Consider the following 15,645-nt stretch of genomic DNA (forward strand, 5'->3'; position numbering starts at 1 on the left):
CAAAATTATGAGGGCGATATCCTGATCCTTATTATTCAGAGTCAAGAAAAGGGAATTCAGCTCCGCCAGCCGTTTTATATCTGAACTGTTTTGCGGCATACCCTCAACCTCCTTTCATGTATTGTGTTGCAGACTCAGTATAACACAGTCAATAAGTGTTGTAAACACTTTTATGAGATTGTCGTTGTGTTGACTATTTTATTTTTGTGTTGTAAAATGAGGTGACATTAATCATATAAAAGTAGTAGGAGGAAACTCATTTGCCTAATAGAATAAGAGCCGTTCGTGAGGCTTTAAAGCTGTCACAACGGGAATTTGGCGAGAAGCTGGGTGTCAGCCGTGATGTAATAAGCAACTTGGAATATGATCGCGTAAAACCGAAGGAACTTCTGCTCCGCCATATTTGTCAACTGTATAGAGTGAACCCATATTGGCTGGAAAGCGGCGAAGGTGAAATGTTTGACAGCGACCCTGCCGACGTGGCAAAAGTTGACGAAGCGTTGTCCATATTCAAAACCTTACGCCCTGAATTTCAAGATTACGCTTTGGATCAGATAAGAAAACTGGCAGAACTTCAGGAAAAGAATTAGCTATCAATTTGCCATGGGATGATATGATTCTGGTGCCCATGCGGCTGGTAATTCCAAAAACGAAAAAGGGTGGGTATATAGATAATGGGATATAAAATGAATATACTATCTCAGATATGAATGAACGCTTAATTGCGTAACAGCATCCCGCATTATGGGACACGAAGAAGATGTAAGACAAAGTTATTATAAATATGATACCGCTGCGGCTGGTTTTGTCAAGTATAATGTGTAATTTTTATGCCTTTTGTGTTACTGTTCATTTTCCGCTGAACCAACGGGTATTTTTTTCTTTGACATCGAAAGAGCGGATCCTTTATTATCATTCCTTATGTATTGCTCCGCAGCTCTGCAATTAATGTGGCCAAAATTCCCGGAAATATTTGCTTCCTCTCCTTGTATCAACCAATTTGCGGCAATGGTGTATTGAACACTCTTAAAGGAAAATTCCGGGAATCTCATTACTCCTGGCACTTTCCACTCTGCTGTCTGGAAAATTCCCTAAAAAAGAGTCATACAATACAATTTTATATTGGAGAATGGCTGGGAAGTATCACAAGCCGTTTTTTATGGGTTTTGAAACCCTTACAGAAGGTTCTATCTTCTCCGGCTGTATAAGATATGGACATGAAAAAAGCGTAATTACAAGAATTACGCTCCGGCCGGTCCTTCCATAATATAATGAATAAGGTATTAATTCATGTTGTTTTAAGACCTACACTGCAGCTTCCATCCTCATTCCGCAAAATCCCATGAAATGCTTTCGCCGAATCCCAGGGTAACCTTCTTTTCTTTTCCATTCATACAGAGCAGGAAGGTCCTTTGCCGATCCAGCAGATTTTTTACTGATAAGCTGCTGCCGTTCATTTCATATTCCAGGGCATAACATTCCGCTTCCAGCCTCACCTTGCCGGGCCTGTTCAGCATTGGGGCAATCTTTACATCCACATCCAGATCAGGCTGTACCCCAAGATATCCGCGGATCAGGTTCCAGATGAATACACAGGGATATTCATAATAATGGGCGGCTCCATGCCAGTTCTTATCATCCTGATAGAAAATATGATTCATATCATAACGTTCCCCCATCAGATAACCGTCCAGCTTTGCCTGTCTGCAGACAGCCAGAAGCTGCCGCTCAAGCATATCCTTCCTTCCCAGGGACTCCCAGAAGGCAAAATCCCAGCACCAATATCTTCCTGCCGCACACAGGTCATAAGGCAAACCGATTTCCGAATCGGTATAGTCCTGTATCCTTGCGGATAAAAAGGTGGGAAAGCGCTGGAATTCATCAAAGCATTCTTCCAAAAGCTTCTGCACGGCTTTTTCCTGCCCCGCATCCGCATAACCAAACAGCAGAGGAAGTTCGTTTGCCAACAGATGGATATGATCGTGTGTGATACCACATCTGTCCACCCAGTCAATAAAACGTCCGTTTTCACGATCCCAGAAGCCTCCGGGAAGATCCGCCGTCATAGCCCGGGCCAGTTTCCTTTCCAGCTCCAGATACTTCTTTTCTTTTTCGGAATCCCCGGCTCTTCTTTCCAAATCTGCCATACGTCTCATGGCATCCGCCGCCAGAGCGGCTGACATACATTCCCTTCCGTCCTTGATGATTTGATCTTCATAGTAAACATCGGACCAGAGACGCCCCTGCCTGTCCATACAGTCCTCCACCAGCGACAGGGAATTTTCAAGCCCTTCCTTATGATTCAAAAACCAGTCCCAGTCTCCGGAGGCCGCCACATACAGCCATGCGGATTCAATGATTTCCACATTGCCGGTGATGAGGAACATCACCGCATTGGTCTGCCGATCCTTACTGCTTCTCCTCACATGGTATTCCCTGACACCGTCAGGCTGCAGAGAACAGGGATCCCGGTACAATTGTTCCGGATCCTCCGCCATCAGCTTTAACTGCAGCTCCAGCATCCGCCGGATCAGTCCCAGTTCAAAGGTATCCCCCATGGCTGCCCGGCCTTTGATTTGGAATTCATGATCCACATCGGGATAGGTTCCTGCATATACTTCTTTTTGAAGTGTGCTCACAACATAACCGTCCCGTACCGGATAGCCTGCCCCGGCCGTTCGTTCTGCAACAGAGGGAAGAAGTGTCTTCCAGTAAAATTGATAAACGGCTTCTTCAAACTCCTGCCCATTTTCAAACTCCAGGATCATAGCATTTCCCATCATGTCACAATGGGGAATTCCCGGATAGAAGGAAAGGCTGATTTCTTCTTCCGTGCCGTCAAACAGGATCTCCGCCCTGTGGTGCTTCTCATCTGCCGCGACCCGAAACGGGCGTTTGGCAGTGATGCGGCAGGCTTTATTGTTCTCCGATTCCTGTGAGGGGAGAATGAAGCATTCCTCCACTACAGGATTTTCACAGTCACAGTCATAAGTATGCTTCAGGAACAATTCTCCGTTTTCCTTCACCAGGTAATAGAGGATTGGTTTTGCCGCTTCGTAAATAATCTCTTTTTTCCACATTTTTTTTCGCTTCCCCATTCTGCAGGTTCCAATAGTATTCTTTATCTGATACTTTTCCGCATCCGGCCCACGTTGTTTTGATGATTCCCCGCTGTACTCACAGGCCTGTATTGTTGCCATTGTACCATAAGGTATATCCTTTTTCTACACAAAGGATGCCGGAAAAAACACGCCCTTTCCGTCCTTCTGCTCCGAACCGGAATGGATCCGGGCGGCCAGGAATAACCTTCTATTGTAAAATTGACCCTACTCAATTGTATTCCGGTTACTGCAATAAAAAACAGCAGAAATCCCCCAACAGGGCATTTCCGCTGTACTTAACATAGTAGCGAGAGGGGGACTTGAACCCTCGACACCACGGGTATGAACCGTGTGCTCTAGCCAGCTGAGCTATCTCGCCGAAATATATGGGACCTATAGGGCTCGAACCTATGACCCTCTGCTTGTAAGGCAGATGCTCTCCCAGCTGAGCTAAGATCCCATAATCAAACAAGTTTTGAAGTGTTTTGACCGCACCCGTAACCTGCTTGATTAGTATACAAAAAATGGGACAACTTGTCAACACATTTTTTGAAACTTTTTTCCAGTATGAAATTATCGGTTTATACTATTTATTTTTGCCAGTACCTTTGTCCCATAAGGGGGCAGCTCCAGTTTCCCTTCTGCTTCTTTTCCTTCAAACAAATCCAGGAATACTTCCTTCAGACAGATTTCCGCAGTTTCCTCCAGGTAGTTCATCACAAAGAAATACCGGCTTCCGTCCGCACTTTCCCTTACTGTCAGTTCGCAGCCCTCCGGAAGGGTGAGGATATCCCCATATGGCTGTGCAACTCCCAATTTTTCCAGGAATACACGGGCCGTGTGCTCATGAAAGGCGCCTCCGAAATAATAAACACGTCCTTTCCCTTTTGTATTGCTGATAAGGGCTGGTGTTCCGGCATAATAGCTGGAAACGTATCTTGCTTCCACCCTGGCCTGCTCCGTAAGGGGTTCCAGCAAATCATTGAAAATACAGGCTTCGATCTGCACGCCGTCCCAATCCGCATAAACCGTACCGTCCGCCGGGGACACGAAGGTGTATTCGGGGATATCCGTACCGGTAAGGGGCTGCAGCAGCCCGGGAAGCCTGCTCATCACGCATTTTCCGGTTTCATCCTTGTAACCGGTGCGGCATCCCAGTACAAGGCAGCCTCCCTGCTCCACATAGGCCGTCAGTTTTTCTGCCATTTCACTGGTTACTATGGTGGCATGGGGATAAAAAAGCACCTTATACCGGAACAAGTCCTCAGCCCGCATATGATCCAGATAACAGAAATCAAAAGGCGTATGGGTTTTCTGACAGGCGGCAAATAAGGACTTGCTGCTCTCTCTGTCCACTCTTTGATGCCACATATCCAGGCCGGCATCCCAAAGGTTATCATAATCCTTCACAATACCTACCTCGGCCCGGTAATGGGATCCGGTCACAGGCTCCAGCGCACCGACCATTTTATGTATCTGCTTTACTTCTGCCAGACGTCTGTTGTCCCTGCCGGAATAATCCAGAATCCCGTGCCAGTAGATTTCCGTCCCCATCGTACAGGTACGCCAGCGGAAGTAGCTCACATAGTCCGCCCCATGGCCGATGCTCTGCATGGTCCAAAGGGTCATCTGTCCCGGTTTAGGAGTAGGAGCCTCCATACGGGTATTCCAGCCGTTTGCCCCGGACTGCTGCTCCATGATGCCGAACACAGGGGATACGGCTCTTGCCTCCGCCAGGTTCCTGCTCCATTTCCTGTCCCGCAGACCGTCCTTCTCCGACTCGTAGGAATCCAGGCAGTAGGCAAAATTGGGATAGGAATCATAGGTGATGAAATCCAGGCTTTCTTCTGTCATGCGGTGGTTGTCCAGGTTGCCGAACAGACCGTTGGTGGTGATAAAATCACCGGGCTTCACATATTTTTTCAGGATATCACTCTGCATTTTTGCAAAAAAGCAGGTGCTGTCGGACACAAATCTGACATAATCCAGGACTTCATGAGGATTGGTTGCATTACTTGGTGTCGGGCGGGGAACATAGATCTCTTCCCAATCCGTATAGGTCTGGTTCCAGAAAACGGTTCCCCACGCTTCATTGAGCGCATCCAGCGTATGGTATTTTTTCTTCAGGAACACGCGGAAAGCTATCGTGTCACTCTCCGAATAGAATTCATTTTTTTCACAGTTGAGTTCATTGTCAATCTGCCAGCCGATAATAGCAGGGTGGGGTGCATAGTGGGCGGCGGATTTTTCCACGATCCGTGTAACCAGCTCCTGGTATTTGGGAGAATTGTAATTATAGTGGCGTCTGCAGCCATGACGGTAAAGGACGCCGTCCATATTGGCGTTAAGTACTTCCGGATATTTGTTCGTTAACCAGGCGGGAGGTGTGGCGCTGGGCGTACAGAAGATAACCTTCATGCCGGCCTTTTCCGCTTTTTCCAGAAAACGGTCAAAAAATCCGTAGGTAAATTCCCCTTCCCGGGGTTCGATTTTACTCCAGGCAAATTCCGCTATACGGATTACCTCAATCCCGTTTTCCAGCATACGCTGCAGATCCTCTTCCCACATTTCCTCCGGCCAGTGCTCGGGGTAATAGCAGGTTCCCAATGTAATTTTGTCAAGCTTCATACTTCGTTCCATTCCTTTTTCCTCCTTGTTTTGCGGAGCAAAATGCGAGTCCTCTGACGAGCAGAGGAATTTTCCTCCTTGATTCCCTTGTTTACTTCATTCCATTCCTTTTGCGCCAGACAGGCTTTAATCCAGTTTTTTTACGGATTCCCCTTTCACCAGCTTCACCGGTGACCCTGATATATATTTTACTTTTTTCCCCTCCAGCATATCCAGCAGGACGTTCACGCACTTTGCCCCCTGTTTTTCCGGAAACAGCCCTACCGAGGTGAGACAGGGATCCTGGTATTTTCTGGCGGAGCTGCCGTCTATACCTATCAGGGAAATATCCCGGGGCACCCGGATTCCCAATGCATGGAACCGTTTGCACATGCCAAGGGCAAATTCATCGTTAAAAGCCACCACGGCTGTGGCGTCAATTTTTCGTTCCACAAACAACTGGGCCGCCAGCTCTCCTTTTCCGAAGAAATCCTCTTCCAGCAGACGCATACCGTTTTCCGGTTCCTCTTCTTCCAGAAAGGCAAGGATACGGCTGTCCCCGGCAAGATCTTCCCTATGTATACCAATATAGTAATCCTTCATCCTGTCTCCGTACACCTCTTCCATGAGAGAACAGAAGGCCAGACGCCTGACATCCGTACACCGGAACGGATAAGGCATTGCCAGGGCCAGACGTCTGTGGCCATTGGCCCGAAGTTCCTTAACCGCAAGCTCCATCACCTTTTCCATATCGATTTCCACGCGGGGAACCGAACGGGAGAAGCGGACAGGACTTCCATAAGAAGCACTCACCACCGGAAGGCGGTAATTCTTTCCCACCGTGTCCAGATAATGCCGGGTGATCACCTCGTTGGGCATGATGATTCCGTCGATCATGGCATTGCGTATGTTCTCAAAATCCATACTGCCGTTAAAAACCATCATATAGTCCCGTTTTCCTGCGGCTTCCACCATCCCCTGGTACATGTCAATATAGAAGGAATTCCGCAGATCCTTACAGAAAAAAAGCAGCTGCTTTGTCCTGCGTTTCTGCAGCGCCTCTGCGACAGGATGGGGATAGTAGCCGAGTTTATCCGCCACTTCCAGTATCCTTTTTTTCTTTTCCGCTTCCACGTACCCGCTGTTGTTCATCGCACGGGATACCACGGAGACCGACACCCCTGCTTTCCGGGCTACTTCCTTTCTGGTGACCATGTGCTTCCTTCCTTCAGCAGAATTGCCGCGTTACCATCTCTTACGCTCGGCGCAGACCTGCCATATCTTTATTTTTATATTACCCTTATGTTCCTGTGGATTACAATAGCGAAATATGTGGTCACGCGGCCACACACAAATACTATCAGACATACCATTGCGCCTGTGCGTGATACATCTGCGCATAATACCCTTTTTTTGCCATCAGTTCTTTATGGGAGCCATCCTCTATTATTCTTCCCTCCTTAAATACAAGGATACGGTCCACCACGGAAGTGATCCCCAGCCTATGTGAAATCAAAATCGTTGTTTTATCTTCCGTCAGTGCCGTAAAATTATGATACAGCTGTGCCTCCGCAACCGGATCAAGGGCTGATGTGGGTTCATCTAAAATCATTATTTTCGCTTTGTTCCGGTAGGCGGCACGGGCCAGAGATATCTTCTGCCATTGACCGCCCGAAAGATTATTTGCTTTTTCAGAAAAAGATCCCACGAGTTCATGAAGGCCGTTTTTCTGCTCCTTTACAACATCATCCACATTTATTTTCTGCAGCAGCTCCATAATCTCCTGATCCGCAGCATTTCTATGTTTATCAGAAATTGTAATATTTTCACGGATACTTGTTTCATAATGGGCAAAATCCTGAAAAACCACGGACACCGCTTTCCGCGCTGCCGCCGGTTGGGAACCCACATCTGCACCGCCCACACGGATACGTCCGGTCAACGGATCGAACATTCCGCAGAGCAGACTGATAAAGGTGGACTTTCCGCTGCCGTTTTCCCCCACAACAGCAATTTTTTCCCCTTCGCGGATGCGCAGGTTTATGTCTTGTAAAACCTTATTATCTGAATTCGGATAAGCAAAAGAAACATTCTCAAAAGTAATCTCACCGGTGCCCTCTTCCGGGCTGTCTGCCGAACAGACTTCGCGCTCCAGCTTATCCAGATAGAAAAACTCCTGCATATAAGGTATATTTTGTGCCAGTACCATAATGTCCACAAGGCATTCACTCGCCGTATTCTGCAGTTGTCCGGAAAGTGTGAATACCAGGGTAAAGGTTCCAAGCCCCAATACCGGATTTTGATAAATTGCCCTTGCTGCAATGAATAAAACGGCCAGATAAACAATACTGCGGAGAAAGTCAGCCGCCATATTGCACTTGATATGTCTGGCCATTATTTTATTTTTTTTACCGATATACTCGTCGGCAATGGCACGCCAGCGTGCTTTTAGATAATCAAACAGGGCAAAATGCCTGATCTCCTGTAAGCCATCATAGGAATACCCGCCCCCTCCGATAATATGGAAATAATGAATGGCAAGGGATCCTTCTTCCATCCATTTCGCCCTATAGCGAAAGGTTTCCTCCTGTTGGAAATAAGACAGCAGGGCGGCAGGAATACTGGTTATAAACAGAATCAGGACAATAAAGGGGCTTACACTCCACAGGGTAAACGCTGCCGCACAAAATGCGAGCAACAGCTGCAGAACCGTTATCATATAAGTGATACTCCTGGCCATTTGCTTTCCTGCATATTCCTCAATAAAAGCCAGACGGTTGTGAAAGTCATCGTAATTTTCCACATATTGATACCGTACCTCACATTTATGGCGCATTATTGTCCGTTTCAAGTACCGTTCCATCTTTATCTCATCCAGCCCGACTGTATATTGCTGCACGTTGGTTATAACGACCTGTACGATATACAGCATAACGATTCCGGAAAATAGCTTCAGCGCTTTCCCGGGAACGCCGCCTTCTCCTGCCAGCATTTGCAGTGCATCGGTCAATGCCCGCAGATATCCCGCAAGCAATACTGGTAAAAAAGCCGCAGCAAATCCCAGAAGGCTGATTATCACGGAAACAGGCCCTTTGATTTTTATACTGATCCATAGCGCTTTAAGCAGTGTACGAAGTTTACTCATCCGCTGTTTCCTCCGTTTCATACCACTGTGCCTGCTCCCTGAAAAAACCGGCATATATACCGTTCTTTTGCATCAGGCTGTCATGGGAACCATTCTCCACAAGGTGTCCTGCGTCAAGCACCAGAATGCGGTCGGCAAGCCTGGCAAATCCCACCCTGTGACTGATTAAAACAGCAGTCCGCCCTTCAATTTTTTCCCGGATTGCATAAAACTGTTTCATCTCCGCAATGGGATCAAGCGCTGCCGCAGGTTCGTCGAAAATTAAGATTTCTTTATCACTCATATGAGCACGAGATACCGCAACACGTTGTTTTTCCCCTCCGGAAAGCATGGCTCCGTCTTTGATAACATCTCTCAGCAGCCATTGCTCCATCCCTTTAGGGAAACGATCCGGAAGCTTATCGGCACCGCCTTTCTCCATGGCAAGCTTTATGCGCCGGATTTGGGCGAGACTTTTTATATCACCAAACCCCACATTTTCACGAAGCGTAGCATGGAATATATAGAAATCCTGAAAAAACATTCCCACTCTCTGGATAACCGCCCCCCGGGTGCGGCTGTCATAGGGTTTGCCATAAAAGGAAAGCCTGCCTTTAGTCGGGGAAAATAAGCCGATCAGCAGCTTGACAAGTGTCGTTTTGCCACTGCCGTTTACCCCTACAAGGGCGATGGTTTCCCCTTTTTTGATTTCAAAAGTAAGGTCATGCAATACTTCCGTCTGACCGTCATATGAGAAAGAAATATTATCCGCCCGGAAAACGGTATCCGCTTCGGCGGGAACAAACCCCTCATCCCAATCCGCCGCCGTCTGCGGAACCGCCTGTACAAACTTCCGCTGCAGATTCAGAAAATAGAGTCCCCGGTCAGCTTCCTGAAAGCTGGAAGATAGGACCTGTACCACTTCGCTTATACTCAGCCCGCAAGCATACAGCATTAAAAATACATCTACAGACATCCTCCCATCCGCAACCTGATAAATGCAATAAACCATCATTGCAGCTATAAAAATATAAAACACCAGACTGCTGAAAAAAGCTACTATCTGACGGTTTTTTACATACTGCCTGTCGATTTTTTCCACCTTTTCATAAGCGTTCTCCCATTTATGGAGAGTTTCCGCGCCTAAATCATAAACACGCAATTCTTTGGCAGCTCCGGGTTCCATCACCGATTCCTGATAATAATCCGCAAGGCGGGATGCTTCATTATACACACGTCCGTCCCACCTGAGCCTATCGGCAGTAAGTATATTAAGCACCAACACTGCGGCTATATAAAGGGAAGAAAAAGCAAATATCACCCAGGATATCCTTGCTGCCACAAAAAGAAGAGAAACCGCACCCGTGAGCTTTGTAAGAAAAAGACAGCCTGAACTCATGAAATCGGCAAGCGCTCCGCACCGCCCCATTACAGACCAATGCTCATCCCGGTATTTCTTATCCATGAGCGTTTTAAGCTCTATTCTTTTCACCACATCCATCATATACTCTTCCAGTCCGAAATAATAAGAATCGTACATGATGAAATACAGGAAATTTCCATTGACACGCTTTGACAACCCGACAGCTGTCAAAATAATACCCAGGCTGATGACAGACGGCAACACATCACCGAACGTTCCTGTCCCCGTACGTAAAAAAGCAGACAATATCGATACGGTCCGGCGATTAAAATAAAGGGCAATGGAGGGAAGTACGGAAAGCCCGATTCCCAACGTCCCCCACAGCAAAAATACACCTGCATTGATTTGCAAAGCAAGCTTTACTGACCAGCCGATTGTCCGGATATTTTCCGCAAGCTTTTTCACCGTTACTCCTATCTGCGCACTCCGGCGCGTACTCTGCCTCTGTCCCCTGCCGCCAGGTTAAACGGGTATACGTGTGCATCCGACCGGTTCGTTGTTCATGGGAACAATTGCCTGATCCGTTCCAGAACGGCCGCCCGCCTGTGGCGGCTAACCGGTATAATCTCGCCGGATGCCGGCCCGTTAGACATCAGAATCATATGATTGGCTTCCTGTTTTTCGAAAAAAAGAAGATTCACAATATACCCTGCATGACACCGTACAAAATACGGCTCATATAATGCCGCCTCATGATCTTTCATCCTTTTATAGCTTACGATCGAATCTGACTCGGTATGGATACGGGTATTATGCTCCTGCGTTTCAATAAAACGGATAGATTGTGTGTAAATCTTATAAATGCCGTTTGCATTTGCTTCAATAAAAAAACGGTTCTGCCCTTTACGGGCCCTGGCCTCTTCCACCTCTTTGAGAAAACGGGAATATTTAAGCGGTTTAATCAGGTAATTATCCGCACGCACCTCATAGGCCTCCAGCACATGATTGAGAAGCGTGGTCAAAAATACGATTCCAACCTTATTGTCCACTTTACGGATACCTTTTGCGATTTCAATACCACTCATTTTAGCAAATGATATTTCCAGAAAAATCAGATCCATTTCAAACGAATAATGCTGTAAAAGCTTTTCCCCATTATCATAAGCGAGTACCTGTACAGCCAATCCCGTTTCCGATTTATAACGCTTGATAAAATCGGCAAGCATGACGCGCACCGCCGTATCACTGTCACATATTCCGATAATCAGCACCGTCACACCACCTCCTCACATCAATTATAGAGTGGGCTTTTTTAGAATGCAAGGCGGAATGCATACTTGGCTGTTTCCAGTTCATAACTGGCATTATCGTTCCCCGCTGTCTTTTAAGTTGTCACACATATAAAAAGACGACTGCCTCCATTTAAGGTGACTATCGTCTTTCCTGTCTGAATAGTTGTCCACTATATATTATTTTTATTTTCCACAAAACATGTCATAGGTATGTGGGTAAAGCAGGGAACAATAATTACCATTCCAAGTCCCTTTGCGCCCTGCTTTCCCCTACCTCTTAATCCTCTTTTGCATCAATTTATCGGCATATATGTTTTTACATACTTACTTCTTCTTTTTCCGCTCCTTACTTCCCCGTCAGTTCCTTATAGTTGGAAATTGCATGATTCCAAGCATCTTCAAAATACGCAGATACTTCATCATAACCCATATTCTTTAATTCCGCTTGTATCTGACTGAATTTTTCCTCATATTCCTCCGAAGTTGCACTGAATACCATATCCGGTACGGCCTGCTGCAGATAATCGCTGATTTTTGTCATGCTTCTCTGTATATCTGTCGGATTTTCAGCTGGCATCAGATTAATGTAGCCTTCATAAATCGTGGATTGATTTTCCCTTTTTGTGGCAGCTTCCAAAGGAACTTCCACCCCATAAAATTCACAATAATCTTTGTCCGCTTCTGTCATACTTTCCTTTATATAGTCACTATTAAGTCGTAAATCAATATATTTTCCTTCATTTGCCTGGCTGGCTGCAAATGCATCGTAATCCTGACCAACCAGCCCAATATATCTGTATGCCCCCTGTTCCAGCAAATATTCCGGGTTTTCTTTCAGTTTCTGCCGGCATTCATCGGTAAAAACGGCCACTCCGTTCTCATCATAGTCCCAGGTAACTCCTTTCGGTCCGATCATAATAGAACGGGAACCATCTTCAGAGAACAGGAAATCAAACAAACGCATAATAGCTTTCATCTTGGTTTCATCACATTTGGAAGAAACGACAAAGGTTCTTGGAGCCATACCAAATTCTGAAGCCCTGGAAACCCATGCGGGAAAATCAGGAATATCATCCCAAAGTACGTCTACATACTTATCCTGTCCTCCGGCTTTATTCAGATCCAGATTACCCGCGTCAAAATCCCACTCCATAGAGCTATAGAAAACCTGTCCTTCCCTTATCTTCTGCCCATAATCTTCATTTTTCTGGGTATAAGTTTCGGGATCCAAAAGTCCCATCTGGTTTGCCTTAAAATACATATCCGCAGTAATCCAATACATATGGTTGTCATCATATAAGTCGATGTACTTTAAATCGGGGATATTGAAAGAACATACATCATTAAGGCCATACTGTGCACAATATTTCCAAATAACCGGGTCAGAGAGCATATGATTCAGTCCCCAGTCATTAAATCGCGAAATCCCATATGTCTTTTTCCCGGACTCTGTCTGCGGATGATTGGTCTGTATTGTTTTTAACAGGTCCAGAAAATCATCAATGGATCCAATAGTAGGGCTTCCTGCTTCTTTATACCATTCCCAACGAATAAAGTTTCCATATCTTGAGGTTGCCAAAGGTGATGGATTATTTTTCCCCCTGGCACAAATTGCATACATTTTGTTTTCTCCGTTGCTCAAGTATCCTCTGCTGTAATTTACCATTTCAGGAAAAGCTTCAGCCATATTGGGAGCAATAGCAAGATACTCATCCAGACTTTGTATTGCGCCCGCCTGAATTAAAGGCGTTATATACTGCAATCCCATACGGGTAACGTCGTAAAGATCCCCGCTTGCCGCCATAGCCTGCTGTTTTTCATTACTGAACAAAACAACGTTCAAGGTAACTCCTGTCTGTTCTTTAATATACTGTGCTACCGGATCTTCCTGTATTCCCGCAGTAACCGGATTCTCACTGGCAGAATCCATAAAGATATCAATTGTCACCTGCTCTAATTCATTTTCCCCTGACTGATTCTTCTCTTCCTGTACTGCGCCGGAATCGGTTCCCGATACTGCCGCAGAATCCTTTCCTCCTCCGCATGCCATGACACCAGCCATAAGTACTGCTGTCATTACTGTTGTTATAATACGTTTTCTGCTTTTTCCTAATATCCGTTTCATCAAACCCCTCCTTTTCCATACGTTTTTGTATGGTGAATTTTTTTAGCCTTTTACAGCTCCAATCATAATACCGTTTATAAAGTATTTCTGCATAAAAGGATAAACGATAAGTATAGGAACGGTAACCACCATAGTGATTGTCATCCTTAAAGTAAATGGACTGATTGCTGTTCCCGAAACCGCACTTGCACCTCCCGTTCTGGCCATACTTGCAACGTTTGTGGCCTGGTTCAGATACTCCAGCAATGTCATCTGCAATGTCCTGAGATTCATATTGTTTACTAACAGCAGATTGTCCGTCCATGAATTCCATTGTCCGACTGCAGTAAAAACAATAATTGCCGCCAATACCGGCTTACAAATGGGCATAACAATTTTCAGATAAATAGTAAAATATCCTGCGCCATCAATCATGGCTGACTCTTCAATTCCTCCCGTTATTGATTCCATGTATGTTTTTATCAGAATCATGCTGTATGCGGATACTGCGGTGGGTAAAATATAGACAAAAAAACTGTCCTTTAGTCCGATTGTCCTCATCGTCAGGTACCAAGGAATCAATCCTGCATTAATGTACATGGAAATAATTGCTATGGAATAAAACACTTTTCTGCACGGTAATTCCTTTTTTGTTAAAGTATAAGCAAGAATACTAGTAAAGAATAAAGTCACGGCCGTTCCTGCAAAAGTCCTGGCTACCGAAATAAAAAACGCATTTAAAATCCCATTCAGTTGAAAAACCTGGATATAATTTGAAAAGGTGGGTTCCAGAGGATACCAGGTTATCATACTTCTCTTCACCGCTTCCGGATTACTGATGGAAGCAATAAAAATATAATAAAACGGATAAATACAGCTTAAAAACAACAAAGTGAATAAAATAACCATTAGTAACTGAAATACGATTTCATTTCCGGGAAGCTTCTTTTTATTCATTCCCACACCTCTTCCTATAAAATAGATTGTCCCAGCGCACGTTTAGACAACTTATTCACACTGAATACAAGAATTACGCTGATAAATGTCTTAATCATACTTACCGCAGTGGACGCAGGAATATCGTTGTTCAGCATACCGATACGGTAAACATAATAATCCAGCACTTCGATATTTTTCTGAATCATAGGATTTACAAACACATAATACTGTTCGAATCCATTATTTAGTATGGCTCCCACCGATATTATCAGCAGTGTTATGAAAGTAGGCAGAATCCCGGGAATCGTAATATGAACAATTTTCTGCCACCGTCCTGCTCCATCCACTGCTGCAGCATCATAAAGCTGAGAATCAATCCCCGTGACCGCCGCAAAGAAAATAATGGAATTATATCCCACGGTTTTCCAGATGTTCGTCATCACCATAAATAGCTTCGCGCTCCCCGGATTCGTAAGCAGTGTCACCGTAGAATCCCGGTTTCCTGACAGGCCGCGGAATAAGGTTGTAAGAAGTCCGTCATTGGAAAACAGAGAAAACATAATAGAGTAGATAATGATCCAGCTGATGAAATTAGGGATTGTAATCGCTGTCTGTACCGTTTTCTTAAATTTTTTTCCTCTAACCTCCGAAAGGAGAATGGCGATCATTCCAGCCAGCGGCAGACCCAGCAGACCCAAAACGCTGATGATCAGCGTATTCAAAATCACGGTGATGATATACGGATCGCCGAACGCATATATGAAATTATCCAGCCCCACAAATTCACACTTGGACAGCTTATATCCGATCCTGTAATCAAAAAAAGAATAGATCCAGCCCGATATGGGAAAATAGGAAAATACAAGAATAAACAAAATTGATGGAATTGTCATACACAGCAGTGTCAGTTTCCCTTTTGTCATATGAGCCTTTTCGTGGAGGCTCTGTCCTTTTGTCCCCATTCCTCGTCTCCTTCCTTTTATTCTAAATTTTCGGAATCCTATATGTCCGTTTCATGTCTAAAGCCATTATCGCATGCATTTTGTATATCTTCTATTTCAAAAACCATATAATCGGTTATAAAAAACATAACTTTTAATATGTTTTGCAATATT

Annotated in this window: 10 protein-coding genes and 2 tRNA genes; 1 reads left to right on the forward strand and 11 read right to left on the reverse strand. The window is 45.2% G+C overall.

Annotated features, from left to right (window positions below):
• Positions 1-260: 260 nt before the first annotated feature.
• On the forward strand, positions 261-590 hold the full coding sequence (locus DXA36_RS17660) for a helix-turn-helix domain-containing protein (RefSeq protein ID WP_118680805.1): 330 nt from the start codon (positions 261-263) through the stop codon (positions 588-590).
• 735 nt (positions 591-1,325) lie between these two features.
• On the opposite strand, the gene DXA36_RS17670 is transcribed toward DXA36_RS17660, so the two are convergent.
• The 11 genes from DXA36_RS17670 to DXA36_RS17720 all read right to left on the reverse strand — a co-directional run bounded on the left by DXA36_RS17670 (position 1,326) and on the right by DXA36_RS17720 (position 15,492).
• A complete protein-coding gene (locus DXA36_RS17670) occupies positions 1,326-3,080 on the reverse strand; it encodes a hypothetical protein (protein ID WP_118680857.1) in 1,755 nt (584 codons plus the stop codon).
• 326 nt (positions 3,081-3,406) lie between these two features.
• A tRNA-Met gene (locus DXA36_RS17675) sits at positions 3,407-3,480 on the reverse strand.
• 8 nt (positions 3,481-3,488) lie between these two features.
• Positions 3,489-3,561: transfer RNA gene (locus tag DXA36_RS17680), tRNA-Val, on the reverse strand.
• A gap of 113 nt (positions 3,562-3,674) precedes the next feature.
• Positions 3,675-5,741, reverse strand: coding sequence for a beta-galactosidase (locus DXA36_RS17685; protein WP_118680807.1), 2,067 nt, complete (start codon positions 5,739-5,741; stop codon positions 3,675-3,677).
• Between the two features lie 114 nt (positions 5,742-5,855).
• Entirely contained in the window at positions 5,856-6,923 is a 1,068-nt protein-coding gene (locus tag DXA36_RS17690; protein WP_118680808.1) for a LacI family DNA-binding transcriptional regulator, read from the reverse strand.
• 145 nt (positions 6,924-7,068) lie between these two features.
• Positions 7,069-8,853, reverse strand: a complete 1,785-nt coding sequence (locus DXA36_RS17695; RefSeq protein ID WP_182479134.1) for an ABC transporter ATP-binding protein — start codon at positions 8,851-8,853, stop codon at positions 7,069-7,071.
• The gene (locus DXA36_RS17700; RefSeq protein ID WP_118680810.1) at positions 8,846-10,660 is read right to left on the reverse strand and encodes an ABC transporter ATP-binding protein; all 1,815 of its coding nucleotides are present in this window, start codon (positions 10,658-10,660) and stop codon (positions 8,846-8,848) included. The genes DXA36_RS17695 and DXA36_RS17700 overlap by 8 nt, the downstream gene beginning before the upstream one ends.
• Positions 10,661-10,755: 95 nt before the next feature.
• A complete protein-coding gene (locus DXA36_RS17705) occupies positions 10,756-11,472 on the reverse strand; it encodes a LytR/AlgR family response regulator transcription factor (protein WP_118680811.1) in 717 nt (238 codons plus the stop codon).
• 361 nt (positions 11,473-11,833) lie between these two features.
• Positions 11,834-13,612, reverse strand: coding sequence for an extracellular solute-binding protein (locus tag DXA36_RS17710; RefSeq protein WP_118680812.1), 1,779 nt, complete (start codon positions 13,610-13,612; stop codon positions 11,834-11,836).
• Between the two features lie 42 nt (positions 13,613-13,654).
• The gene (locus DXA36_RS17715) at positions 13,655-14,548 is read right to left on the reverse strand and encodes a carbohydrate ABC transporter permease (protein WP_118680813.1); all 894 of its coding nucleotides are present in this window, start codon (positions 14,546-14,548) and stop codon (positions 13,655-13,657) included.
• A 14-nt stretch (positions 14,549-14,562) separates the two neighbouring features.
• Positions 14,563-15,492, reverse strand: coding sequence for an ABC transporter permease subunit (locus DXA36_RS17720; RefSeq protein ID WP_118680814.1), 930 nt, complete (start codon positions 15,490-15,492; stop codon positions 14,563-14,565).
• Positions 15,493-15,645: the final 153 nt, after the last annotated feature.

Source organism: Eisenbergiella sp. OF01-20 (genome assembly GCF_003478085.1).
GTDB lineage: Bacteria > Bacillota > Clostridia > Lachnospirales > Lachnospiraceae > Eisenbergiella.

Excerpts from the sequence above, each read along its gene's own strand:
- DXA36_RS17715 (WP_118680813.1), bottom strand. The coding sequence starts at position 14,548 with ATGAATAAAAAGAAGCTTCCCGGAAATGAAATCGTATTTCAGTTACTA.
- DXA36_RS17670 (WP_118680857.1), bottom strand. The coding sequence starts at position 3,080 with ATGTGGAAAAAAGAGATTATTTACGAAGCGGCAAAACCAATCCTCTAT.
- DXA36_RS17695 (WP_182479134.1), bottom strand. The coding sequence starts at position 8,853 with ATGAGTAAACTTCGTACACTGCTTAAAGCGCTATGGATCAGTATAAAA.
- DXA36_RS17720 (WP_118680814.1), bottom strand. The coding sequence starts at position 15,492 with ATGGGGACAAAAGGACAGAGCCTCCACGAAAAGGCTCATATGACAAAA.
- DXA36_RS17710 (WP_118680812.1), bottom strand. The coding sequence starts at position 13,612 with ATGAAACGGATATTAGGAAAAAGCAGAAAACGTATTATAACAACAGTA.
- DXA36_RS17690 (WP_118680808.1), bottom strand. The coding sequence starts at position 6,923 with ATGGTCACCAGAAAGGAAGTAGCCCGGAAAGCAGGGGTGTCGGTCTCC.
- DXA36_RS17685 (WP_118680807.1), bottom strand. The coding sequence starts at position 5,741 with ATGGAACGAAGTATGAAGCTTGACAAAATTACATTGGGAACCTGCTAT.